This is a genomic window from Caminicella sporogenes DSM 14501 (genome assembly GCF_900142285.1).
GTDB classification, from domain to species: Bacteria; Bacillota; Clostridia; order Peptostreptococcales; family Caminicellaceae; genus Caminicella; species Caminicella sporogenes.
On record NZ_FRAJ01000003.1, the window covers coordinates 318,914 to 342,224 of the forward strand.

Sequence of the window (23,311 nt, forward strand, 5' to 3'; positions counted from 1 at the left end):
ATTCACCTCTTTTACATTCTGTATATTAGACAAATTAATTAAATAAGTAAAATATTTTTTAATTCATCATAATTAATTTATAAATCCATTTTTATACGAAATACCATATTCTAATATTTTCTTTATTTATCAAAAAAATCCTTCTTTTTGTATAAATTTCTATTTATGTTACATAAAGTCTTAAAAAAACATAAGTGTCGTCGATTTTTAATAGTTTTTGCGCTATTAAAAATCAACGACACAAACAATAATTTTACTGCAATATACCTAATTATATATATAATTCAAAGATTTAAACTACAATTCATTTTCAAAAAACGCCATTACTTGTGCTACAGTTCACCGTATACATTCAACATAATAAAGCACTCTATTTTTTAATGTCTATATTTATCCATTTTTACCAAATCCATTTGTTGTATCAAAATTACTGTTTATAATAAAAGCAGGTAAAAATACCTGCTCCAAATATTAACAGCGTAAAAAATAACATTATTCAGATTGTTTAAGTTTATCTAATATAAAATTCTTAATTCTCTCAGCACTTTCTAATGCTTTTTTCATATCCTGTTCTTCCAACTCAATGTAAAACGGATATCTAACTTGAACTCCATAATCAACCAATTCTATACAATCATCTTCTATTTCTTGAAAATCCTTATCAAACTTCATACAAATTTTATTAAGAAGTGTTAAATCATGTGTTTTTATTATCTTATCACCATTTAAAGCAATATATCCTTTTAAATATTTTTCTGCACTTTGCTGACAATGATAACATACTATCTCTAAAGGAACTGGATGCATTTGGAGAAGAAATTTTGCTGAGTTTAAATCATTATCAGCAAAATCAAACCATTCATATGCAATATCTTTATTGTTCATATAAACTAACTCCTTCATGAGCAATTTTATATTCCAATGTAGATTCCAATGCTGCTCTTTCATCAAATTCATCTTTATAGTAAACTAAAATGTCTACAGGCATAGATGCAACCTTTGATATAGATTTTCTAATAGCTTTAATTAAATCTCTTTTTCTTACATTTCTTACATCTCTTTCATTTATAACAATACATAAATCTAAATCACTTTCATCATTAGGAGTTCCATAGGCAAAAGAACCAAATAAATATATCTTGCTTGTTAAAACAACTTCCTTAATCTGGTTTATTATTTTATTAATTTCATTTCCCATTTGTTGTGGCATAATATCCACCTCACCAAAAATTTGATGTCTATATTATAATTATACTCTAAATGAACTGCCTCAAATACAAGATCTAAGGCTTCAAATATAGCTCTGATCTTTAAAGTTCTCATTGCTACTTTATTAGCCTCATACAAGTTTATGTCTGACATCCTTAAACTAGACTAAATTCATAATAATTAACTAAATACATTACCATAAAATTTCTTTATTGTTCAACCTTAAACATTATATCTATTATAAATTTTCCTAATTTCATTTCATACTTCTCAATTGCCGGTCCAATTAGTTTATAATTTTTTTGCTTAGCAAAATCATATAACTTTGCATAAGCATTCCATTTATTCTTAACTCCATTATGAGTTGTCTTCAAGAATATTCCACCTTCAAATCTCTTTATATAAATTTTATTTATCAGTTTCGTTTTTTCAATAGGTATAAATACCTCTACATCAACATTTTCATTTTCATCTCTATTATGAATAATTACCATGTGATTACTTTTAAATTTTACAGAAAACTTATTTACTATTTCATATAACTTTCCAATTAATTGTCCAATTTCTTCAGATTTTATTTTTTCTCTAACAAAAATTACTTCACTTGCTTTCATCTTAATTATATCAATAAAATAATCTGATTTATCATTGTTTTCAATCCAAAGAACAGGCTCATTTATTTTTTTCTTTATAGATATTTTCATATCTTCTAAATATGCAATTTTTTTATCTATAATTGATAATTGTCTTTCTAGTATATTATTTAAAAATTCTTTGCTATTTGACTTCTTAATTTCACTTATATCCGTCAATGATAAACCATATTTTTTTAATTCTTTTATAAACATAATTTCGCTTATTTGTTCTTTACTATAATACCTATAACTATTCAAATTATCTATCTTAAATGGCTTAAACAAACCAATATTGTCATAATATCTTAACGTTTTAGTTGACACTTCAGCTATTAACGCAAATTCTCCAATAGTATACATTGTTATTTCACACCTTTATTACTTGTTTTTAAAATTGGATTATCATATAAAAAATGATGTTCATATTTTTGATAATTATTTCTTCTAATAAAAGCTCTTATGGCTTTAAATAATATTTTCACCATTCCATCGTTTAATAGTTTTCCAATTTTAGAACTTGCTATTTTAGGATAGCCTATATGACCAAATCCTCGAATTTTTTTCAATACTTTTTCTGGGAATATCATATCTTGAGGATTAACGTCTATATCTGGTTGTTCAATATAATTTGTTTTAACCAAACTTTCTTCAATATCTAACATATTAGAAGTTTCAATCCATCCTGCATGAAAGTCATTTGAATATTGCTTAAATAATTTTTCTATTTCATGATGATGTTTTATATTCAAGCCTAATTCTTTATTAGAAAAAATAGCACCCATAGGCGAAAACGCAACTACTCCATATTTAGTATTAATTTCTTCACAAGCTTCTTCAATTGCTATAAGATGTTTTGGCTCTGCATGGCCAGATATTATTACTATATTTTTTATTCCCCAATTAACTATATTTTCTATTATCTCATAAGCTACTGTTTTAATAGTAGTTTGTTTTAAATAAAGATTCCCAGGAAAATCAGACATATTGCCATATCCAAATGTTACTGGTGGCATAACTAAAAATTCATAGTCATTAAATTCATCTTCTAATAATTTTATTACTTTTTGTTCCCAATACTTTGATTCGAATACATCAACACCTAACGGTAAGTGTTTTCCATGTTGCTCTATTGGTGCAAATATAATGAAAATAACAGCTTTTTCCTTATCAATCGCATCTAACTCTTCCCATGTAATTTCCATAATGCTCTTACTCATAATCACTTTCCTCCTTGAAAAATTTAATTAAGATTTTATTTAAATAATAATCCTTCCTGTAAGGGGAAAGTCAAGAGCATTTATATCATCTAATTTAGTTATTAAATATAACAGCATACTTTAAATTCTCTTTATATGTTATATTAAAATTATAATTGAATGTTTTACCATATTCTACACATAATAAAGTTTATCTTATTTTACTAAAATAATAATATTTACAACAAAATATAATACTTTTATACGTATTATAAAGAAATATATAGATTTTCAAAACAGCTCAACAAAGACTTTATTATTAATTAAGTTTAAACCAATCACTAACTAACTCACTTTCTTTAAACCCTCTTTTTTTATACATATCATAAGCTAAAGTATTTTTTGTAATAACAATCAAAGCTATTTCTTTTACATTCTTCAAATTCAAAAAGTTAATAGCCGTTTCTAAAAGTAGTTTTCCATATCCTTTTCCTCTAGCACTCTTAATTAAACCTAAATCAAATTCACCCACTCCATTTTTAATATTAAACTGTAAAAAACCTATCATTTCATTATTTACTGTAACTATATAATAACTATTATTTTCATCTGCTTTTTTTATATATTCATCAATATCACTCTCTGTCAGCGTTGCTGCATTTGGAACTTCTTTAAAGGCATCATTATAAATCGTTAAATATTCCTTCTTATTTTTACTCGACAACTTAACTAGACTTAATGGTGAATATTTAACTCTTATATTATCTAAGGTCATTTTTATTGCCGAATATTGTTTCTTTATATTTAAAGCATTTAAACTTCTAATTATTGTGTCATCCTTTGTACCCAAAAATATTTCCTTTGCTCCATATTTTTTTGCTATCTTCTTAGATTCTTCTATTAACTCACATAAAACTGTCCTCTTATCCTCTATGCTTTCATTTATATCTAACTTAATTATATATGCTATTCCTTTCTTATTACATTCTTTTAATATTATTGATGCCATTCCAATAATATCTTGTCCCTTAATCTTTAAAATAACTCCTCTACCAAAATCAAATTCTTTAGATTTGATTTCCTTATCCATATCTTCAAAAGATAATTTATTTATTTTATTTCTATTTATAAACTGAATAAATTTCTCTACTTCAAATTTATTTAATTCTAAATAATTTTTAATCATACTCCCGACTCCTTTTAATATTTACCTAATAACTAAACTATCACGAATTAAATCACATATATCGAATATTATATAATATAAAATCTATTTATTTTTTAATAAAAAGAAAGGAGAATTAACTATGCCTTTATTAGCTGGATACCAAATAGATTTTATAAATGCTGTTTGTAATCCAGACAACACTCAAACTTGGACATATTCAGTAACTAAAATTGATACTCCTAAACCTGAAATAAGCAATTGGGCTCTTATACTGTGTTCTGACCCAATGCATATCGTTTTAGATTCTTCTGGACCTCTTGGAAGTACTGTGGTTGTAGGTCAAGGACAGCCTTGCCTTGTAACTTTCTCTAATACAATTAAATGGGAAAATCTTAGTAATGATAATGTAGATGGAATTTATACTTTTAAACTTCAAGGCTGTTTTCAACCAGAAACTCTTCAAAATTCAGTTGCTGTTAAAGCTGGTCCAGAATGTTATTTTGGTGAGTTAACAGTTCCAAGCTGTAAACCATTAAACCCTCCTATAACTCCTATAAGAGGTATAGCTTTTAAATAAACTAATACTTTAATACCCTAAACATTAAAATAATACGGAGAGTATCTACTACATTTACGATTTAAAAGGGTGATATTTTAGTGAAACATATAAAAAACTGGACAATACTCATTTATGCTAATGGCAACAATGATTTAGAACCTGAAATGTATCAATCTAAACTTGACATAAAAAAAATAGGTTCAAATGAAGATATAAATATTATAATAGAAATTGGCAGAACAGAAAATCAGATAATAAATCTAATACGCCCTTCACTTATACATTTTTATAAAAATAAATGGTCCGGAGTAAAAATGTATTATATAAAAAGTAATAAATCTATTTTGATAAAAGATTTAGGAAATATTAATATGTCAAAATCTGAAAATCTATATAATTTTATTAAATGGGGAATCGAAAATTTTCCTGCAAAACATTATATCGTAATTTTCGGAGGACATGGCTATGAATTTGTTGGAACTATGACTGATTATAATCATGATGCTCCATATATAATGGGAATACCTGAAATGATTAATGACTTAAATAAAATAAATAAAAATATAGATTTACTAATAGCAGATACATGTTTTTTTAACACAATTGAAATTATTTATGAACTCGGAAAACATAAAAATCATACTGTTCAAAATATGTTAACATATATTCGTGAAGGTCCTATTGAAGGACTACCTTATAGTAAAATAATTGAATTAATTAAACAAAATCCTAATATAGACATCAATAATTTAATAAAGAAATTAATTGATTATTTAAAACTAGACTTAGTAGCCTTTAGAATAGATAATCAAATATTGAAAAAAATTAAAAAAGCTATTAATGATTTATCTCTTTCTTATTTATCTAATACAAATAATGAAAATTTATCTCCTTCTCAATTGCTTTATAGTTTTGATAAAAGAAAACCATGGACTAAATATTTAGATGAGTACTATAAAAACTTAGCTTATATAGTTATCTACTATAAAAGATTTACAAATAAAAACAATCCATTAATCAATATTGCACGTATGAATTTAGAAAACATCAATAAACTATCGAAGTATTTTAAATTTGAATTTGCAAAAAATAATTACTGGACACACATTCTAAGTAAAAAAAGTATTAATGATAAAATCTATTTATATACAAAAGAAAATTCCATTCCGATAAGATTAACATTAAATGAAGTTTATTTATATACTCACATGGTTAATCAACATCTAAGCAATAAAGAAGTATTAAAGATTGTCAAAGATTTATATAAATATAAAAATTGGAAATTAGTATAAATTTAGTCGATAACTACTATTTTCCACATACCATTTTCTCTCACTAATTTCCAATCTTCTTCAATTTTTTTATTATAATCAAATCCATCCGCTTCTAAAAAAACATATATTACTGTTACCTTTACATAATTAGAAAACTTTTGTGTATGATATGTAAATATGTCATAATTTTCTAAATCGTTGTTATAGTCAGAAAAAATATCTTTGAAATCTTCAAAACTAATACTTTTTCTACTTTCATCAGAAAGCATAGTATAAGCTTTGTCATATCTTGATGTTAGTATATTATTCAAAAATTCTTTTATCACTCCAAATGGAGTATTTTTATCTTCTCTTATAAAATCTTCACTAAACATAAATGGAGATTCTAAAGAATATTTTTCAAAATCAAATGTCATTTTTTCTCCTTCTATAAGAAATTGAACTCCTTTAATATAATTCAATTCAGTTACAGAATTTACTATTGACCATATTATTAATCGCCTATCTATAGTATTCCATAAATTATTATCAATAAATTCTCTTGATAAATTCAAATAATATATGCCTTCTATTGTTTCAGCAGATATAATTTTCACATTTTTAGGCATAGGAGAAATTAGCGTTTTATTTCTCGGCCCTTTAATTAACTCCTTTATAATTTGATTTTCTATATGACTATCTTTCGATATAATTGTTCTCTTTTCTTCTACAAGCTCATTACCTTGAATAAAATACAATTTCACTGTCGTTTTTATTTCATTTGCTATAGGTGGTATTGCATTTTCTTCACTGCTATATTTTATATCTTCTCGAATATTAATTAATATTAACATCACAATCATAACTATAATTATAAATATCATAAATTTATATATGGATTTCAAATTCATACCCCCTAAATATTTACAGCAGCTTTTTTAGGTAAAAAAATATAAAAAGTAGTTCCTTCATTAATTCTACTTTCAACTTCTATTCTTCCTTGATGAAGAGCAATAATCTGCTGAGTAATAGATAAACCTAAACCTGTTCCCCCCGTCTTCCTTGCCCTAGCTTTATCTACTCTATAAAATCTATCAAAAATAAATGGTATGTCTTCTTCTGGTATTCCTATTCCCGTATCCCTCACCTTTATAATAATTTCATCTGAATTTGAATATAATTCTACAAATATTTCTCCATTTTCCGGTGTATATTTTATGGCATTTCCTATGACATTTATTAAACTCTGCTGTATTTTAAATTGGTCTAGCATTATTTGTATTTTTTCTCTTTCTATATAATATATCTTTATATTTTTCTTATCCGCAAGAGGTTTTAAGCTGTTTATTACTTTTTCAATAAGATAATTTACATATGTTATTTGATAATCTAAATTCAGATTTTCTTTTTCAAGGTCAACTAAACTCAATAAACTATCAATTATTCTATTTAATCTATCTACTTCAGAATCAATATCTTTTAAAAATTCTTTGTAAATTTTTTCTTCTACTTTTTCTTGATGTATAAGCGACTCTGCAAGTATTTTTATTGAACTTAAAGGTGTCCTCAATTCATGAGAAACATTTGCAACAAATTCTCTTCTTTGCTTATCAACCTGTTCAAGTTTAGTTGTCATTAAATTAAAAGCTTTTCCTAAATTGCTTATTTCGTCATTTCCACTAATTTCTACTTTCTGATTAAATTTACCTTGAGCCATTCTTTTTACTGCCTCTGTCAATCTTTCTATAGGGGTTGATATTATATCTGCAAACACAAAACTGATAAAACCTGTTATAACCATACTTAGTAATGATAAAATCATAAACTTTTTCATAATTTCCTTTATATTTTTATATATGTCTTCTAAAGATGAAGATATAAAAACTGCTCCTATAATTCTTCCTTTATTTGTTATAGGTACTGCTACATACATCACTCTTCCATATTTAGGAATTATATATTGCTCTGCTGTACTTTTTCCAATTAACGCCAGAGCTAATTCTTCATTATTAAGTCTTTGTCCTTCTAAAATATTAAAAGAATCCACTATTACCTTGCCATTAATATCTGTTATCATTATTCTCGAATTTAAATCTTCACTTAAATCTTTTACAATATTGTGAACCATATTATTTGCATATTTAATATTAACCTGAGGTATATAATAAGATAATCTACTTGAAATGATACTGCTCTGTGCCAATAAACTCATCTTTTTTTCATTAATATAATTTACTTTCATTGATTCACTAATAAAAGAATTTATAAGTAAAAGCGTTAATAATACTAGTAATAAATAGGTGGAAACAAGTTTCCACCTTAAACTAATAAATTTATTTCTTATTTCTAAAATAATAACCAACTCCCCATTTTGTAAGTATATACTCTGGCTGACTAGAATTCTGTTCTATTTTTTCTCTCAATCTTCTTATATGAACATCAACAGTTCTTACATCTCCAAAATATTCATATCCCCAAATAATTTCCAAAAGTTCTTCTCTAGAATAAATTTTTCCCGGATTAGTTGCTAAAAGAAGCAGTAAATCAAATTCTTTTGCAGTTAAATTAATTTCCTTACCATTTAAACTCACTTTTCTGCCAAGTGTATTAATAGTAAAATCATCAATTTTTAAAATACTGCTTTGGATTTTACTTTCATTGATATTTACTCTTCTAAAAATTGCTTTAATTCTTGCTTTAAGTTCAAGTATATTAAAAGGTTTTGTTAAATAATCATCAGCTCCATATTCTAATCCTAAAACTTTACTCGTATCTTCTCCTTTAGCAGTTAAAATTATAATAGGAACCATTGATTTTTCTCTTATCTTTCTACAGACTTCTAAACCGTCCATTTGAGGAAGCATTAAATCTAATATAATTAAATCATAATCATTCTGCATGGCTTTTTCATAAGCCTGTATTCCATCCATAGCAGTATCTATTTCATAACCTTCTTGATTTAAACTGTATCTTAAACCTTTTAATATAATATCTTCATCATCGACTATCAATAATTTCTTCGTCATCTTTAATCACCTCAATTTTTTCATTTGTTCAAACTTGAAATAAATAATTTCTATTTAATTTTATTATGTATTACAATTTAATAATAATTCTTTTAGTATTTTTTCAATAAAAATGCCACCAATTTAGAGGTAGCATTATTGAAGCATTCTCTTATCTTCAACACGTTTAGTAAACTTAATATAATCAAAATATTCTAAAAGTGGTATAGCATACTTTCTAGATGTATTCAGCAAGTCTCTAAATTGTCCAAGTGTAATTTCTTTATTTTTAACTAAAAACTCCTTTAAAGTATTTTTAGCATAATTATAATTATCTACATGTAAAATTATATTATCACTTATTTTTATTAAAAATCCCATATTAATAAGTAAATCTATAATATCTCTATCTTTTCCCTGTATATTTAACATTTTAAATATTTCATCTATCGTTGGAGTTTTAAATTTATTTTCTAAATAAATTTTTAATATTTTATCTTTTAAAGCTTTCTGACTTTCAGACAGTTCTATATTAAATTCTTTAAGCGAAATATATTTGTTTACTACTTTTACTGTGCCAAGATTACTATAATAGTTTATTATTTCATCAAATAATTTGCCTTTTATATTTGAAAATAATCTACTTCTGACTTCTTCTTTAGATAAACCGGGTTTTAAAGGATTTTTTGAGTGATAATCATTTAATAATTTTATCAGTTTTTCTTCCAAATTATTTATATAATCTCTATGTACAAATGTATTTTCAGAAAATTTTATCACTAATTCGTCTTTTACTAATTTATCTATAATATTTTCAATTTCATTTTTGGAAATTCCAGATTGAATAGATATAAAATCTATATCTGGGTATTTATCACTAAACTTAAGTATTATTTTTTCAATTATATTTTCTTTATTTCCTTTACTTTTAGATTCAAGTTCACTAATAATTTCTTCTCTAAATCTCTTATGTTTAGGAGGATTTGGGTCTAATATAACTCCACCGCCAATAGTTTCAAGAGGTGAATAGTACCTAACTACAAACTTATCTCCATATTTTGAGCTTATTTCCTCTTCAAGTCTTAATTGAGCAAAACAGCTTTCTCCCGGATACAATTCATCTCTATCTAATAAAACTACTCTACACAATACTTCTTTAGTTCCATGATATAATCTCAATCTATTCCAGTTTTCTACTTTTCTGTTTGAAGTCTTTAATAAATTAAGTTTTACATCTATTATCATACTGCTTTTCATTGAATTTGGAGCTGCTAACACATCTCCCCTATCTATATCTTCTTTTTTTATACCGGTTAGATTAACAGCTACCCTTTGACCAGCATAAGCCTTATTTACACTTTCTCCATGTACTTGAATACTTCTAACTTTAGCTTCTAAGCCCTTTGGATATATATGCACTATCTGTTTTTCTTCTATCACGCCCTCAATTAAGGTTCCTGTTACAACTGTTCCAAAACCAGATAATGTGAAAATCCTATCTATTGGAAGTCTACACGGTACATTACATTTTTTTTCTTCAACTTCTTCAGTCATCTCCATTATAATACTTTTAAGTTTATCTAAACCTTTGCCATTTATAGATGAAACTTCTACAATAGGTGCATCCTCTAAAAAAGTACCTTTAACTCTTTCTTTTATATCTTCAGCAACTAATTTTATCCATTCTTCATCAACTAAATCACATTTAGTAAGTACTATTATGCCTTTTTTTACATCTAAATACGATAATATATCAAGATGTTCCTGTGTTTGAGGCATTACACCTTCATCAGCAGCTATAACAAATAATACTAAATCTATTCCACTTGCTCCAGCTAGCATATTTTTAATAAATCTCTCATGCCCGGGTACATCAACTATCCCAGCTCGTCTTCCATTTGGAAGCTTAAAAAAAGCAAAACCTAAATCTATAGTAATTCCTCTCTTTTTTTCTTCTTTTAGTCTATCAGTTTCTATTCCAGTTAAAGCCTTAATCAAAGTAGTTTTTCCGTGGTCGATATGACCTGCTGTTCCAATTATTATATTTTTCACTGCTCATCCCTACTTTCAATTGACTTTATAGCTTCAGCTATTATTTCAAATTCCTCTTCTTTTATAGTTCTTACATCTAAAATTACTTTTTCATCACTTATTCTAGTTATAATAGGAATTTTATAATTCCTCAAACTTACTTCTATTTTATTAGCTGTAAAATATTTACTGCTTACTGCAATAAGTACTGAAGGCAGCTTTTCAAGTGGAAGGGCTCCACCACCAACTTGAGAATATCCATCTATTAAATCTATTTCTATATTTTTAACCCTTTCTCTTATAATTTGATAAAGTTTATTTGCCTTTTCCCTTAATTCCTCTATACTCATAGTTAACATTCTTAAAGTAGGAATTTCCCTCATAGCTTTTTCTTCATTAAGATATAATCTCAAAGTAGCTTCAAGTGCTGTTAAAGTCATTTTGTCAACTCTCAAAGCTCTCGTAAGTTGATTTTTTTTCATCTTTTCTATATATTCTTTTCTACCAACGATAATACCAGCTTGAGGTCCACCTAAAAGCTTATCTCCACTAAATGTAACTATGTCAACACCTTTTTCTAAACTCTCCTTAACTGTAGGTTCTTTTTTAAGTCCATATTTTGAAAAATCAATAAGAGTTCCACTTCCTATATCTTCTATAACTGGTATATCATATCTTTTTCCTAAAGATACTAAATCTTCTGCTTCTACTTCTTTAGTAAAACCAAGTATTCTATAATTACTCGTATGTACTTTTAAAATAGCAGCTGTTTCTTCATTAATTTTATCTTCATAATCAAACAGATGAGTTTTATTAGTAGTACCTACTTCTACCAGCTTTGCTCCACTTTGCTTCATTACATCTGGTACTCTAAAAGAACCTCCTATTTCAACTAACTGTCCTCTTGATACTATTACTTCTCTATCTTTTGCCATAGTATTTAATACCAATAAAACAGCTGCTGCATTATTATTAACTACAAGCGCTGCTTCTGCACCAGTTACTTTACACAATATTTCTTCTACATGTGTATATCTCAAACCTCTTTTACCACTTGACAAATCAAATTCTAAAGTCGAATAATTACATACAACATCTAAAAGAGCCTCTTTAATACTTTCACTAATTAAAGCTCGTCCTAAATTTGTATGCAAAACAACTCCAGTAGCATTTACAACTCTTCTTAAACTCATTTGATTAGCTTCTTTCACTTCTAAAAAAACGTTTTTTATCAAATCATTTATGTCTATTTTAAAATTTATAAGCTCACTATCTTCAGTTTTTAAAATTTTTTTTCGCAATTTATCAACTTGATTTCTAATAGACTCTACTACGGTAATTCTAGGAAATTCATTTAAAATATTTTGAATTTCTTTTTTATTTAATAATTCATCTATTTTAGGCAAATTTGATAGTAATTCTTTCTTCTTCATTAAATATTCACTCCTGATATAAACTTTTATCTTTATTGTTTTTTTCCATTAAATTATAACATAAATATTCAAATTTCAACTATATATACTTGTAAATTTTTTAACATTAGTAAATTTTCTTATATAAAATCAATTAAAATCTTTTTTTAAGTATATAAAAAATGGCATAAGTCTAAATATTTGTGTAAAATCCTTTACAATTTACACAATCAGAACATAAACTTATGCCTTTATAATAAAACAAATATCAATATGTATTAACAAATAAATTCAAATATTTCCATTTTTAATCTAATTGACTTTTATAAATTTATCTTCTCTTTTTACTACTTTTCCTACAACAGCAAAATCCGTTTTAAGATTTTCTTTATAGAATTTTAAAAGTTCATCTGCTTTTTTTTCTTCAACAGCTATTAAAAGTCCTCCTGATGTTTGAGGGTCAAATAAAATATCTTCCATATATGTTGGTACATCTTTGCTTATTTCGACATTATTTCCTATATATCCTTTATTTCTATATGCTCCAGCTGGTATTAATCCCATATTTGCATTATCTATGGCTTCTTCAATAATAGGTATACTTTTAGAATCTATAATTAAAGTAACCTCACTTCCTTTTGCCATTTCAAAAGCATGACCTAAAAATCCAAATCCTGTTATATCTGTGCATGAATTTACTCCTACTTTTATCATTCCTTCTGCTGCTATATTATTCAAGCATGCCATTACATCCATAGCTCTCTTTATTGTATCTTTTGAAACCATATCTGCCTTTATTGCAGTATTTATTATTCCAAGCCCCAATGGTTTTGTAAGTATTAATACATCTCCCGGTTTAGCATTAGAATTAGCAATTACTCTATCTGGAGAAACTATCCCTGTAACTGAAAGCCCATATTTCGGCTCTTTATCATCAACCGTATGTCCTCCAACTAATAATGCTCCTGCCTCTTTTACTTTTTCAAATCCACCTTTTAATATTTCCGTTAAAATATCTAAAGGTAAACAGCTTGGAAAACATACTATATTTAAAGCTAATATAGGTTTTCCACCCATAGCATAAACATCACTTAATGAGTTAGCTGCAGCTATTTGACCAAACATATATGGGTCATCTACTACAGGTGTAAAAAAGTCTAAAGTTTGTATAATAGCTGTATTATCATCTAATTTATATACAGCAGCATCATCAGAAGTATCTAATCCTACTAATATTTTTTCACTTTCTATTTTAGGTAAATGACACAAAACTTGTGCCAAGGTCTCTGGACCAATCTTAGCTGCTCAGCCTGAACTGCTACTTAATTCTGTAAGTCTTTTGCTCTTTATATTGTCCATAATTTCACCTCCAAAAATATACTACCACATTTTATCTAAGTTTTATATATTCTTTTATCGCTTTAAATCTTTTCTCACCTATGCCTTTGATATTTTTAAGCTCTTCAATATTTTTAAAAGGACCGTTTTTTTGCCTATATTCTATTATTCTTTCAGCATAAGCTTCTCCTATTCCTTTAATTGACATCAGCTCTAATTTTGAAGCAGTATTTATATTTATTTTATAATCATTTAAAATATCATGTCCAATATCATTTCCTGCAGCTTTTATTTTTTGAAATTCTTCACCTTTTTCTGGAATTATTATTTTTTGCTCATCATATACTCTTTTTGCTAAATTAATTCTTTTCCTATCTGCTTTTTCAGTTAATCCTCCTGCCTTTAAAACTGCATCATTTATCCTATCACCTTCTCTTAAAACAACTAAACCTGGATTTTTAACAGCTCCCCAAATATCGACTATTATCTCTTTTGCTTCTATTTCATCTAATGTTTTCTCTTTTATGCTTTCAACTTCTGTTTTTTCTACGATTATTGGTTCCTCCTGTGACTTTACTTTAAATCCTATAATTACAGATGTCATAATAAAAATAATAGTTAGTAAAAAAATCTCCCTTTTACTAAACTTATCCATTTTTTCACTTCCATATACAATAAATTTTATATTTTTAAATCTATATTCACATTTAAATATTCTACTTATTTCGCAAACTTACCTTCTTTTTTCTACATTTCCTTAAATTTTTTTTAATTTTTTGTTATACTAATAAAGTATGACTAAATAATAAATCCAGAGGTGAAATCATGAAGCAAATAATTTCAGTAATATTAGCAATTTGTTTCCTGCTAAATTCTCCTTTAACTGCTAACGCCACCACTTCTAGCAACAGTTTAAACATTTCAGCTGAAAGTGCCATCTTAATTGATGCCGATACAGGTGAAATTCTATATGAAAAAAATAGCAATAAACCTATGTATCCAGCTAGTACAACTAAAATCATGACTGCCTTACTTACTCTGGAAAATGCAAATTTAAATGACAAAATAATTATTGATAAAGAAACTCCTTTTACTGATGGAAGCCGTATATATGTTTTAGAAGGTGAACAGTTTACAGTAGATCAACTGCTCCATGCTCTGCTCATTGAATCTGCAAATGACGCTGCTGTAGCTCTTGCAAAACATATATCTGGAAATATTGAAGATTTTGTTAAGTTAATGAACAAGAGAGCTAAAGAATTAGGAGCTAAAAATACTCATTTTGCTAATCCAAACGGCCTTCCAAACCATGAACATGTAACAACTGCATATGATTTAGCTATGATTGCAAAGTATGCAATGACCATTCCTAAATTTAGAGAAATTGTCAAAACTGTAAGATATAAAATACCTCCTACAAACAAACAATCTGAAACTAGATACCTTAAAAATACAAATAGACTTTTATGGGGAACTGGTAGCCGCAATAAAATACTCTATAAAGGCAAATGGATTGACATTAAATATGACATAGTAGACGGTATAAAGACGGGATATACAACTGAAGCTCAACAATGTCTTGTAGCAACAGCATTTAAAAATAACAGAAGACTTATAAGTGTTGTTTTAAAAGCCATAGGAACTAATGTTTATACAGATACCAGAACTCTTTTAGATTTTGGATTTGATAATTTTAAAAATATGAATATAGTCAAAACCGGCGAAATCATTACAAATGTTAAAATTCCTAATGGAACTGAAAAAAATCTCAACTTAATTACTCAAACAAAACTAACCAAAACTTTTCCTATTAATAAAAAAATCGATAAAATTGATAAAAAAATAGAGCTTAATCAAAAAATTAAAGCACCTATAACAAAAGGAGAAGTTCTTGGAAAAGTAATTTATATTTTAAACGGAAATAAAATTGGACAGGTTAATCTCATTGCAGAAAAATCTATAGATGAAAAAGCAATTTATAAATTTATAAAAAAAATTAAAGACCCTAAAAGCTATTCATTTTTAAAATATATATTATATATTTTCATTATTTACATTATTTGGAGAACTATCGTTACAATAAAAAGATTAAAAAGGAGAAGACTCCGCAGAAAAAGATATTAAAATATAAAAAAGGAGCAAATGCTCCTTTTTTTCATTAATCAACTACGGCTATCATTTCTATTTCTACATTTACATCTTTAGGCAGTCTTGCAACTTCTATACATGCTCTAGCAGGTTTATGTTCAGCAAAATACTGTCCATAAACTTCATTTATTCTTCCAAACTGATTCATATCTTTAATAAATACTGTAGCTTTAACTACTTTGTTTAAAGATGAACCCGCCTCTTCTAAAATCGCTTTAGCATTTTCTAAGCATTGTCTAGTTTCATCTTCTATACTTCCTTTTACTAATTCACCTGTTGCAGGATTTATTGGAATTTGTCCTGATACAAACAGTAAATTTCCAGCTTTAATAGCTTGAGAATAAGGTCCTACAGCCGCAGGTGCTTTGTCAGTATGTACTACTTTAAGTTCCATCTAAAATGCCCTCCTCTTTTGTTTATGTATATATTTAAGTACTAATAATAGAATTCTCTATTATTAGTACTTATTAACTTATTTATTATCAACTCTTATTTCGTCAAGATAATTGTAAATTGTATATCTTGAAACACATAAAACTTTAGCAACATAATCTATAGCACCTTTTATAAGAAAAGCTCCTTGCTGATCTAATTTTTTTACAATATTGACCTTTTCTTCTTTACTCATATAAGCCACTGGCTTACCCATCTGTTTTAATGTATTCTTTACAATATCCGTTAATACATCATTTACCTTATTTCCAATAACTTCTTCAGCTATCTTTTCACTTTCATTTATATCTGTCTGCATTATATCATCAAAAACTCTTCTTGCTATGAAAAGTTCTGAAATATCAAAATTAATACACAAACAGCCTATTACTTCATCATTCTCATCTTTAATAAACATAGTTGATGATTTTAACAACCTTCCATCAGCAGTTTTACCAGTATAATTTATTATATTATCAATATTCTTCTTTCTTACAGCTCTTAGACCTTCTTCTGTCATTGGACTTCCTATACTTCTCCCTGTTACATGACCATTTTCTATAGCAATAATAGAACTATTCATTTTACTAAAATCATGTAGTACTACTTCGCAATTTCTACCAAAAGTCCTTGCTATACCTTCAACTATAGGAATATAACTTTTTAAAATAGGATTTAGAGAATCTGCCATGCTACACCCCCTTCTCTTATAACTTTTTTATTTTATTTTACCACAATATTTACTAACTTTGATGGTACACAAATAACTTTTACTACCTTCTTACCCTCTAAATATGATTTAATTTTTTCACTATTAAGTGCTACTTCTTCAAGTTCTTCCTTAGTTATATTTTTATTAACTTTTACTTTATCTCTCACTTTACCGTTTACTTGCAATACTATTTCTATTTCTTCTTTTACTAAAGCACTGCTATCGTGCTCTGGCCATCTTTCATTGTGAATACTAGATTCATTTCCAAGTAAGTGCCATAATTCTTCTGTCATATGAGGAGCAAATGGTGCTAAAAGAACAAGTATAGTCTTTATTGATTTTCCTATTAATGCATAATTTATTTTTTCCTTTTCTTTATACTTATATGTTTCATTGACTAATTCCATTATAGCACTTATCGCTGTATTAAAATTAAATCTTTCTCTAATATCATCAGAAACTTTCTTTATTGTATTATTTATTACATAATTTAATTCTTTATCTTCACTGCTATTTATATCAATATTTTCAGCATCAATAATTATTTTATCCTTAAGTTCTCCAACTAATCTCCAAACTCTATTTAAAAATCTATATGAACCCTCTACTCCTGTATCACTCCATTCTAAGTCTCTTTCCGGTGGAGCAGCAAATAATATGAACAATCTAGCAGTATCAGCTCCATACTTGCTAATAATTTCTTCTGGACTAACTACATTTCCTTTTGACTTAGACATCTTAGCTCCATCTTTCAATACCATACCCTGTGTTAGTAAATTCTTAAAAGGTTCTTTTACTGGAGAAAGTCCCATATCGTATAATACCTTTGTAAAAAATCTTGCATACAAAAGATGAAGTATTGCATGTTCTACTCCACCAATATACTGGTCTACATCCATCCAATAACTTGCCTTTTCCTTATCAAAAGGCTCTTGTGTATTATTTACATCTGTATATCTTAAGAAATACCAAGATGAATCGACAAATGTATCCATTGTATCCGTTTCTCTCTTCGCCTTTCCTCCACATATAGGACAAGTTGTATTTACAAAACTTTCACTAGTTGTTAAAGGTGACTGTCCTTTTCCTGTAAATACTACATCAGTTGGAAGTAATACCGGCAAATCTTTTTCAGGTACTGGAACTGTTCCACATTTTTCACAATAGATAATAGGTATTGGTGTTCCCCAATATCTTTGACGTGATATAAGCCAGTCACGAAGTCTGAAATTTGTAGTGCGTTTGCCAATATTTTTTTCTTCTATATATTCTATTATTTTCTCACTGCCTTCTTTATTGTTAAGTCCATTAAATTTATCTGAATTAATCATTATTCCACTACTAGTATATGCTGCATCTAAATTTTCAACATCTATACTTTCATCTTCAGGCTTAATTACAGGAATTATATCTATATTATATTTTTTAGCAAATTCAAAATCTCTTTCATCATGAGCAGGTACTGCCATAACTGCACCTGTACCATAATCCATTAATACATAATTTGCAATATACAAAGGTATTTTTTTGTTGTTTAAAGGATTAATAGCATACTTTCCTATAAATAATCCTTCTTTTTCTACATTACTTGCAGTTCTTTCTATTTCTGACATATGAGCTAATTTTTCAATAAAACGCTTTACCTTTTCTTCATATTCTGTACCTTCTACAAGTTCTTCTACTAAAGGATGTTCTGGAGCTAATACCATAAATGTTACACCGTATATAGTATCAGGTCTAGTTGTAAATACATTTAACTCCTTATCGCTTTCATCAATTTTAAATTTAATTTCAGCTCCATAACTTTTTCCAATCCAATTTTTTTGCATTATTTTAACTTTCTCAGGCCATCCCTTTAAAAGTTCTATATCTTCAAGTAATCTATCTGCATAATCTGTTATTTTAAAATACCACTGCTCTAAATTTTTCTTTGTAACTAATGTATCACATCTTTCACACCTGTCATTAACTACTTGTTCATTAGCCAATACCGTTTCACATGAAGGACACCAGTTTACAGGTGATTTTTTCTTATAAACAAGTCCTTTTTCATAAAATTTTAAAAACAGCCATTGTGTCCATTTATAATAATCCGGAAGACATGTAGCTACTTCTCTATCCCAATCGTAGCTTATACCTAACTGCATTAACTGCTTTTTCATTTCAGCAATATTTTTTCTTGTCCATATATCCGGATGTATGTTATGTTTAATAGCTGCATTTTCAGCTGGTAATCCAAATGCATCCCATCCAATTGGATGTAATACATTATAGCCATTCATCTTTTTATATCTTGCAATTACATCTCCTATTGAATAATTTCTAACATGCCCCATATGAAGTTTACCTGAAGGATATGGAAACATTTCTAAAGCATAATATTTTTTCTTTGTAGTATTTTCACAAACTTTAAAAGCTTTTTCTCTTTCCCATATTTCCTGCCATTTCTTTTCAATTTCTTGAAAATTATATCTATCCATTATCTACTCCTCCTTATTATCATTATCTATAATCATGATAAATAAAAAAGGTACCTGAAAATTCTCCCCCATATAATATATAGGGACGAGAAATTTCCCGCGGTACCACCCTATTTAGCATAATAATGCTCTCTTTTATGGTTTTTTAAAGGTAACCAACCTCTACAACACAAAATCTAGGCAAGTTCAAAAGCTATCTATGTCGATTCACACCAACCATCGACTCTCTGAAATAGAATCACTTTCTACTACTCCTAGAATATGCTGTATTCTATTTTCAATTAGTCATATTGTTATCATTTATTGTAATAAGTTTCTTACATTGTGTCAATATCAAATTCAACATATTTAGCATCTTTCCATATTCTTTCCAAATCATAAAATTCTCTTTCTTCTTTTGTAAATATATGTACTACTACATCTATATAATCTAATAATATCCATTTTCCTTCTTTATATCCTTCTTTATGATTAATAAAAATTTCTTCTTCATTTAATTTCTTTTCTACTTCATCAGCAAGTGCAATTGTATGTCTAGTAGAATTACCTGTTGCAATGACAAAATAATCTGCTATTGACGATAAATTTTTTACATCTAATATTTTTATATCATTCCCCTTTTTATCATCAATAATTCTACTTATCTTAAAAGCCAGTTTATCAGAACTAATTTGCATTGACTTTCCTCCCTACAAACTTTTATTTCTATTTACTATTATACTATTTCTAGCCAATATACTGTTTAAATGTAATAACTTTCCCTTTTTAACAACATATGTAATAGTTTTATCTAATGCCAATAAAATCCCTTCATCTAAATTAGAAAAAGCAGCTTGTCTTAATTCATCTACTCCCGGAAAATCTCTACTTGGTTCAATGTAATCGGCAATATATACTATTTTTTCTAATATAGACATATTTTCTCTCCCGGTCGTATGGTATTTTATAGCATTTAAAATATCACTATCACTAATATTTAGCTCTCTTTTTATTAATTCTGCTCCTATCTGCCCATGTGCCAAATTTATATCAAATTTTAAAACATCATCTAACTTTAAACCAAACTGTACTATATATTCTCTAGCCTCATCATCTTGTAAATCTTTAGCATAATCATGAAGCAGCCCTGCAATTTTTGCCTTTTCTATCGGAGCATTATATAATTTTGCAAGTTTTTCAGCTGTTTCAGAAACTCCTAAAGAGTGAATAAACCTTTTGCTGCTCACTCTTTTTTTTAATTGACTAGTCAAATATTCCATATCGTACAATTTTTACACCCCTATTATTTATAAATATAATTTATTTTTATAAATATAATGTTCAACAGCCTCTGGCAATAAATATTTTACACTTCTTCCTTCTTTTATTCTATCTCTTATATCAGTAGAAGATATTGCAAGAGCAGGAACAGAAGTTATAAAAATATTTGCACTGTATTCTCTTTTATAAAAATCTATTTTTTTCTTAAGTTTTTCTTCATCAAATCCGGGTCTTGTAGCTCCAATAAAACTACACAGTTTTAAAAGCTCCTCTGGTGATTTCCATGTATCTATCTCATATAATGCATCTGCACCCGTAATAAAGAAAAGCTCCGTATCGCTTCCAAAAATATTTTTTAACTTTTTTATAGTTTTTATTGTGTATGATATTTCTTTATCCTTTATTTCAATTTCTGATACTTCAAAATAAGGATTTGTAACTGTAGCTAATAAAGTCATAATATATCTGTCTTTTGCACTAGAAAGAGTTAAACTATCTTTATGTGGGGGAATACCTGAAGGAATAAATATTATTTTTTCCAGCTGAAATTGAGTTCTTACTTGTTCTGCTAAAACTAAATGTCCATAATGTATTGGATCAAATGTTCCTCCCATTAAGCCTATTCTTTTCATGCTATCCTCCAATTTCCAACATTTTAATATTTTACTTATACATTTTATCAAATGATTGTCAGTTAAGCACCTGTTTTTTAAAAAAATAGTGGTCAGAGGACCACCATTTTCTACTTAGGCAAATCTATTTTAGGTTTCTTTTTAGATTTTCTATATATAACAAATTTTCTTCCTATAGCTTGAACAAATTCTGAATTAGTTAATTTAGCTACTTTGTTAGCAGTTTCTTTAGTATCTAATAAGCTATTTTTCTGTATACTTACTTTAACAAGTTCACGTGCTTCTAATGCATCATTTAACTGATTTATAAATGCCTCACTTATACCATCTTTTCCTATTTGAGTAATAGGTTCTATTTTATTAGCTAATCCCTTTAAAAAAGCTCTCTGCTTACTTGTAATCAACTCTTTCACCTCTTAATCATAATACTCAAATTCTATATCTAATATTTTAACTGTGTCTCCATCTTTAATTCCTATTTCTTTCAACTGTTCAAATATACCTCTGTTTTTTAATATATTTTGAAAACGTCTAATTGAATCAATATCATTAAAATCAGTTGAGTATACTAATTTTTCAATAGGTTTTCCTTCAACAATATAAAAGTTATTTTCCTTTCTTACAATTACTTCTTTTCTATCATCTTCTAAACTATCCAATGTATAAATTTTATGAGTTTCCTGATCATTTATAATTTCAACATTATCTTCGATTTTATCTAATAATTCAATTACATACAGTAAAAGTTCTCTTAAACCTTTTTTAGTAGCTGCTGAAATTGGAAATACTTTATATCCTCTTTCATTCATTATCTTTTCAAATTCTTTATATTTACTCATATCTTCGAGTAAATCTATTTTGTTAGCAGCTATTACCTGCTGCTTTTCAGCTAATTTGGGATTATAAAGTTTCAGCTCTTCATTTATTTTTTCAAAATCATCAATAGGGTCTCTTCCTTCAATTCCTGAAATGTCTACTACATGTATAAGAAGTTTTGTTCTCTCTACATGTCGTAAAAATTCATGTCCAAGTCCTATTCCTTCATGAGCTCCTTCTATTAATCCGGGTATATCCGCTAGTACAAAACTTTTTCCCCTAATTTCTTCAACTACACCTAAATTTGGAGTAATAGTAGTAAAATGATAATTTGCAACTTTAGGAGTTGCCTTTGTAACAACGGATAAAATTGTTGATTTTCCAACATTAGGAAATCCTATCAACCCTACATCAGCCAATAATTTTAATTCTAATATAATCCATCTCTCTTCTCCATAATCTCCTGCCTCTGCAAAACCGGGTGCCTGTCTAGTAGAAGTTTTAAAGTGAATATTTCCCTTACCGCCTTTTCCTCCTCTTGCAACAACTGCTCTCTGTTTATTTCTAACAAGGTCTGCTATAACAAGTCCGGTTTTTTCATCTCTTACAATCGTTCCCGGAGGAACTTTAAGGATTAAATCTTCTCCGTCTTTTCCAAACATTTTTTTGCCTTTTCCATTTTCTCCAGATTCAGCAATATACTTTTTCTTATATCTAAAATCCATTAAAGTCCTAAGCCCTTCATCAACTTCAATGATTACATTACCACCACGACCGCCATCTCCACCATCTGGTCCTCCTGCCGGTACATACTTTTCTCTCCTAAAGGAAACTGCTCCGTTTCCACCTTTTCCACCTTTTACAAAAATTCTTGCTTTATCTACAAACATCTATATCACCCTATAACTTTTTAAATAGTACTAATTACCAAATTAATTATATCAGTAATTAATTTTTAGTCAATAATTTATATTGTCATCATATTTATTTTTTCCTTTTATTTAGTATGCAATTCATCAATAAAA

At 27.4% G+C, this 23,311-nt stretch carries 23 protein-coding genes and 1 other annotated feature; of the genes, 3 read left to right on the forward strand and 20 right to left on the reverse strand.

Translation table 11 applies throughout. The features are described from left to right. Window positions 1-492 precede the first annotated feature (492 nt). From BUA90_RS01665 to BUA90_RS01685, 5 genes are all read right to left on the reverse strand, one after another. Entirely contained in the window at window positions 493-885 is a 393-nt protein-coding gene (locus tag BUA90_RS01665; protein ID WP_072965640.1) for a HEPN domain-containing protein, read from the reverse strand. After that, entirely contained in the window at window positions 875-1,210 is a 336-nt protein-coding gene (locus tag BUA90_RS01670) for a nucleotidyltransferase domain-containing protein (RefSeq protein ID WP_072965641.1), read from the reverse strand. Before BUA90_RS01670 ends, BUA90_RS01665 begins: the two co-directional genes overlap by 11 nt. 208 nt (window positions 1,211-1,418) lie before the next feature. Then, window positions 1,419-2,204, reverse strand: coding sequence for a MerR family transcriptional regulator (locus BUA90_RS01675; RefSeq protein ID WP_072965642.1), 786 nt, complete (start codon window positions 2,202-2,204; stop codon window positions 1,419-1,421). 2 nt (window positions 2,205-2,206) lie between these two features. Continuing rightward, a complete protein-coding gene (locus BUA90_RS01680) occupies window positions 2,207-3,061 on the reverse strand; it encodes a creatininase family protein (protein ID WP_072965643.1) in 855 nt (284 codons plus the stop codon). A 298-nt stretch (window positions 3,062-3,359) separates the two neighbouring features. Then, window positions 3,360-4,226, reverse strand: a complete 867-nt coding sequence (locus BUA90_RS01685) for a GNAT family N-acetyltransferase (RefSeq protein WP_072965644.1) — start codon at window positions 4,224-4,226, stop codon at window positions 3,360-3,362. A gap of 121 nt (window positions 4,227-4,347) precedes the next feature. On the opposite strand from BUA90_RS01685, the gene BUA90_RS01690 reads away from it, so the two are divergent. Next, window positions 4,348-4,785 carry a hypothetical protein gene (locus BUA90_RS01690; protein ID WP_072965645.1) on the forward strand — a complete coding sequence of 146 codons (438 nt, stop codon included), beginning with the start codon at window positions 4,348-4,350 and terminating at the stop codon, window positions 4,783-4,785. 80 nt (window positions 4,786-4,865) lie between these two features. Further along, window positions 4,866-6,059 (forward strand): clostripain-related cysteine peptidase, encoded by a 1,194-nt coding sequence (locus tag BUA90_RS01695; RefSeq protein ID WP_072965646.1) that lies wholly within the window; start codon window positions 4,866-4,868, stop codon window positions 6,057-6,059. Window positions 6,060-6,061: 2 nt separating this feature from the next. Here BUA90_RS01695 and BUA90_RS01700 read toward each other — a convergent pair whose 3' ends face one another. From BUA90_RS01700 to BUA90_RS01730, 7 genes are all read right to left on the reverse strand, one after another. Beyond that, window positions 6,062-6,925, reverse strand: a complete 864-nt coding sequence (locus BUA90_RS01700; protein WP_072965647.1) for a GerMN domain-containing protein — start codon at window positions 6,923-6,925, stop codon at window positions 6,062-6,064. Window positions 6,926-6,936: 11 nt separating this feature from the next. Continuing rightward, window positions 6,937-8,382 carry a sensor histidine kinase gene (locus tag BUA90_RS01705; RefSeq protein ID WP_242945014.1) on the reverse strand — a complete coding sequence of 482 codons (1,446 nt, stop codon included), beginning with the start codon at window positions 8,380-8,382 and terminating at the stop codon, window positions 6,937-6,939. Then, complete coding sequence (locus tag BUA90_RS01710; RefSeq protein ID WP_072965648.1) at window positions 8,354-9,046, reverse strand: response regulator transcription factor; 693 nt, start codon at window positions 9,044-9,046, stop codon at window positions 8,354-8,356. Before BUA90_RS01710 ends, BUA90_RS01705 begins: the two co-directional genes overlap by 29 nt. 135 nt (window positions 9,047-9,181) lie before the next feature. Next, window positions 9,182-11,077, reverse strand: a complete 1,896-nt coding sequence (gene selB, locus BUA90_RS01715) for a selenocysteine-specific translation elongation factor (RefSeq protein ID WP_072965649.1) — start codon at window positions 11,075-11,077, stop codon at window positions 9,182-9,184. Continuing rightward, on the reverse strand, window positions 11,074-12,489 hold the full coding sequence (gene selA, locus BUA90_RS01720) for an L-seryl-tRNA(Sec) selenium transferase (RefSeq protein WP_072965650.1): 1,416 nt from the start codon (window positions 12,487-12,489) through the stop codon (window positions 11,074-11,076). Before selA ends, selB begins: the two co-directional genes overlap by 4 nt. Before the next feature lie 291 nt (window positions 12,490-12,780). After that, a complete protein-coding gene (gene selD / locus BUA90_RS01725) occupies window positions 12,781-13,827 on the reverse strand; it encodes a selenide, water dikinase SelD (protein WP_094756671.1) in 1,047 nt (348 codons plus the stop codon). Between the two features lie 31 nt (window positions 13,828-13,858). After that, window positions 13,859-14,461, reverse strand: coding sequence for a helix-hairpin-helix domain-containing protein (locus BUA90_RS01730; protein ID WP_072965652.1), 603 nt, complete (start codon window positions 14,459-14,461; stop codon window positions 13,859-13,861). 170 nt (window positions 14,462-14,631) lie between these two features. Between BUA90_RS01730 and BUA90_RS01735 the strand changes: the two genes are divergently transcribed. Next, entirely contained in the window at window positions 14,632-15,930 is a 1,299-nt protein-coding gene (locus tag BUA90_RS01735; protein WP_072965653.1) for a D-alanyl-D-alanine carboxypeptidase family protein, read from the forward strand. A 34-nt stretch (window positions 15,931-15,964) separates the two neighbouring features. Here the strand turns inward: BUA90_RS01735 and BUA90_RS01740 are convergent, their stop codons facing one another. From BUA90_RS01740 to obgE, 8 genes are all read right to left on the reverse strand, one after another. Next, window positions 15,965-16,348, reverse strand: coding sequence for a RidA family protein (locus BUA90_RS01740; protein ID WP_072965654.1), 384 nt, complete (start codon window positions 16,346-16,348; stop codon window positions 15,965-15,967). Window positions 16,349-16,426: 78 nt separating this feature from the next. Further along, a complete protein-coding gene (locus BUA90_RS01745) occupies window positions 16,427-17,077 on the reverse strand; it encodes a helix-turn-helix transcriptional regulator (RefSeq protein ID WP_072965655.1) in 651 nt (216 codons plus the stop codon). Between the two features lie 32 nt (window positions 17,078-17,109). Then, window positions 17,110-19,578, reverse strand: a complete 2,469-nt coding sequence (gene leuS / locus BUA90_RS01750) for a leucine--tRNA ligase (protein WP_072965656.1) — start codon at window positions 19,576-19,578, stop codon at window positions 17,110-17,112. A gap of 78 nt (window positions 19,579-19,656) precedes the next feature. Continuing rightward, window positions 19,657-19,843: a binding site (T-box leader), on the reverse strand. A 52-nt stretch (window positions 19,844-19,895) separates the two neighbouring features. Continuing rightward, on the reverse strand, window positions 19,896-20,255 hold the full coding sequence (gene rsfS / locus BUA90_RS01755; RefSeq protein WP_072965657.1) for a ribosome silencing factor: 360 nt from the start codon (window positions 20,253-20,255) through the stop codon (window positions 19,896-19,898). A gap of 12 nt (window positions 20,256-20,267) precedes the next feature. Continuing rightward, the gene (yqeK, locus tag BUA90_RS01760; protein ID WP_072965758.1) at window positions 20,268-20,837 is read right to left on the reverse strand and encodes a bis(5'-nucleosyl)-tetraphosphatase (symmetrical) YqeK; all 570 of its coding nucleotides are present in this window, start codon (window positions 20,835-20,837) and stop codon (window positions 20,268-20,270) included. A gap of 27 nt (window positions 20,838-20,864) precedes the next feature. Continuing rightward, a complete protein-coding gene (gene nadD / locus BUA90_RS01765) occupies window positions 20,865-21,470 on the reverse strand; it encodes a nicotinate-nucleotide adenylyltransferase (protein WP_072965658.1) in 606 nt (201 codons plus the stop codon). Between the two features lie 110 nt (window positions 21,471-21,580). Further along, window positions 21,581-21,883: a ribosome assembly RNA-binding protein YhbY gene (yhbY, locus tag BUA90_RS01770; protein ID WP_334292686.1), complete on the reverse strand. Its 303-nt coding sequence runs from the start codon at window positions 21,881-21,883 to the stop codon at window positions 21,581-21,583. A 3-nt stretch (window positions 21,884-21,886) separates the two neighbouring features. Further along, window positions 21,887-23,176 (reverse strand): GTPase ObgE, encoded by a 1,290-nt coding sequence (obgE, locus tag BUA90_RS01775; RefSeq protein WP_072965660.1) that lies wholly within the window; start codon window positions 23,174-23,176, stop codon window positions 21,887-21,889. Window positions 23,177-23,311 lie beyond the last annotated feature (135 nt).

What these genes read in the sequence shown, in the direction of transcription:
- BUA90_RS01675 (WP_072965642.1), bottom strand. Translation starts at nt 2,204, where the DNA reads ATGTATACTATTGGAGAATTTGCGTTAATAGCTGAAGTGTCAACTAAA.
- BUA90_RS01745 (WP_072965655.1), bottom strand. Translation starts at nt 17,077, where the DNA reads ATGGCAGATTCTCTAAATCCTATTTTAAAAAGTTATATTCCTATAGTT.
- BUA90_RS01735 (WP_072965653.1), top strand. Translation starts at nt 14,632, where the DNA reads ATGAAGCAAATAATTTCAGTAATATTAGCAATTTGTTTCCTGCTAAAT.
- BUA90_RS01730 (WP_072965652.1), bottom strand. Translation starts at nt 14,461, where the DNA reads ATGGATAAGTTTAGTAAAAGGGAGATTTTTTTACTAACTATTATTTTT.
- BUA90_RS01690 (WP_072965645.1), top strand. Translation starts at nt 4,348, where the DNA reads ATGCCTTTATTAGCTGGATACCAAATAGATTTTATAAATGCTGTTTGT.
- BUA90_RS01685 (WP_072965644.1), bottom strand. Translation starts at nt 4,226, where the DNA reads ATGATTAAAAATTATTTAGAATTAAATAAATTTGAAGTAGAGAAATTT.
- BUA90_RS01665 (WP_072965640.1), bottom strand. Translation starts at nt 885, where the DNA reads ATGAACAATAAAGATATTGCATATGAATGGTTTGATTTTGCTGATAAT.
- BUA90_RS01670 (WP_072965641.1), bottom strand. Translation starts at nt 1,210, where the DNA reads ATGCCACAACAAATGGGAAATGAAATTAATAAAATAATAAACCAGATT.
- nadD (WP_072965658.1), bottom strand. Translation starts at nt 21,470, where the DNA reads ATGAAAAGAATAGGCTTAATGGGAGGAACATTTGATCCAATACATTAT.
- leuS (WP_072965656.1), bottom strand. Translation starts at nt 19,578, where the DNA reads ATGGATAGATATAATTTTCAAGAAATTGAAAAGAAATGGCAGGAAATA.
- selA (WP_072965650.1), bottom strand. Translation starts at nt 12,489, where the DNA reads ATGAAGAAGAAAGAATTACTATCAAATTTGCCTAAAATAGATGAATTA.
- obgE (WP_072965660.1), bottom strand. Translation starts at nt 23,176, where the DNA reads ATGTTTGTAGATAAAGCAAGAATTTTTGTAAAAGGTGGAAAAGGTGGA.
- BUA90_RS01680 (WP_072965643.1), bottom strand. Translation starts at nt 3,061, where the DNA reads ATGAGTAAGAGCATTATGGAAATTACATGGGAAGAGTTAGATGCGATT.
- BUA90_RS01740 (WP_072965654.1), bottom strand. Translation starts at nt 16,348, where the DNA reads ATGGAACTTAAAGTAGTACATACTGACAAAGCACCTGCGGCTGTAGGA.
- BUA90_RS01710 (WP_072965648.1), bottom strand. Translation starts at nt 9,046, where the DNA reads ATGACGAAGAAATTATTGATAGTCGATGATGAAGATATTATATTAAAA.
- yqeK (WP_072965758.1), bottom strand. Translation starts at nt 20,837, where the DNA reads ATGGAATATTTGACTAGTCAATTAAAAAAAAGAGTGAGCAGCAAAAGG.
- rsfS (WP_072965657.1), bottom strand. Translation starts at nt 20,255, where the DNA reads ATGCAAATTAGTTCTGATAAACTGGCTTTTAAGATAAGTAGAATTATT.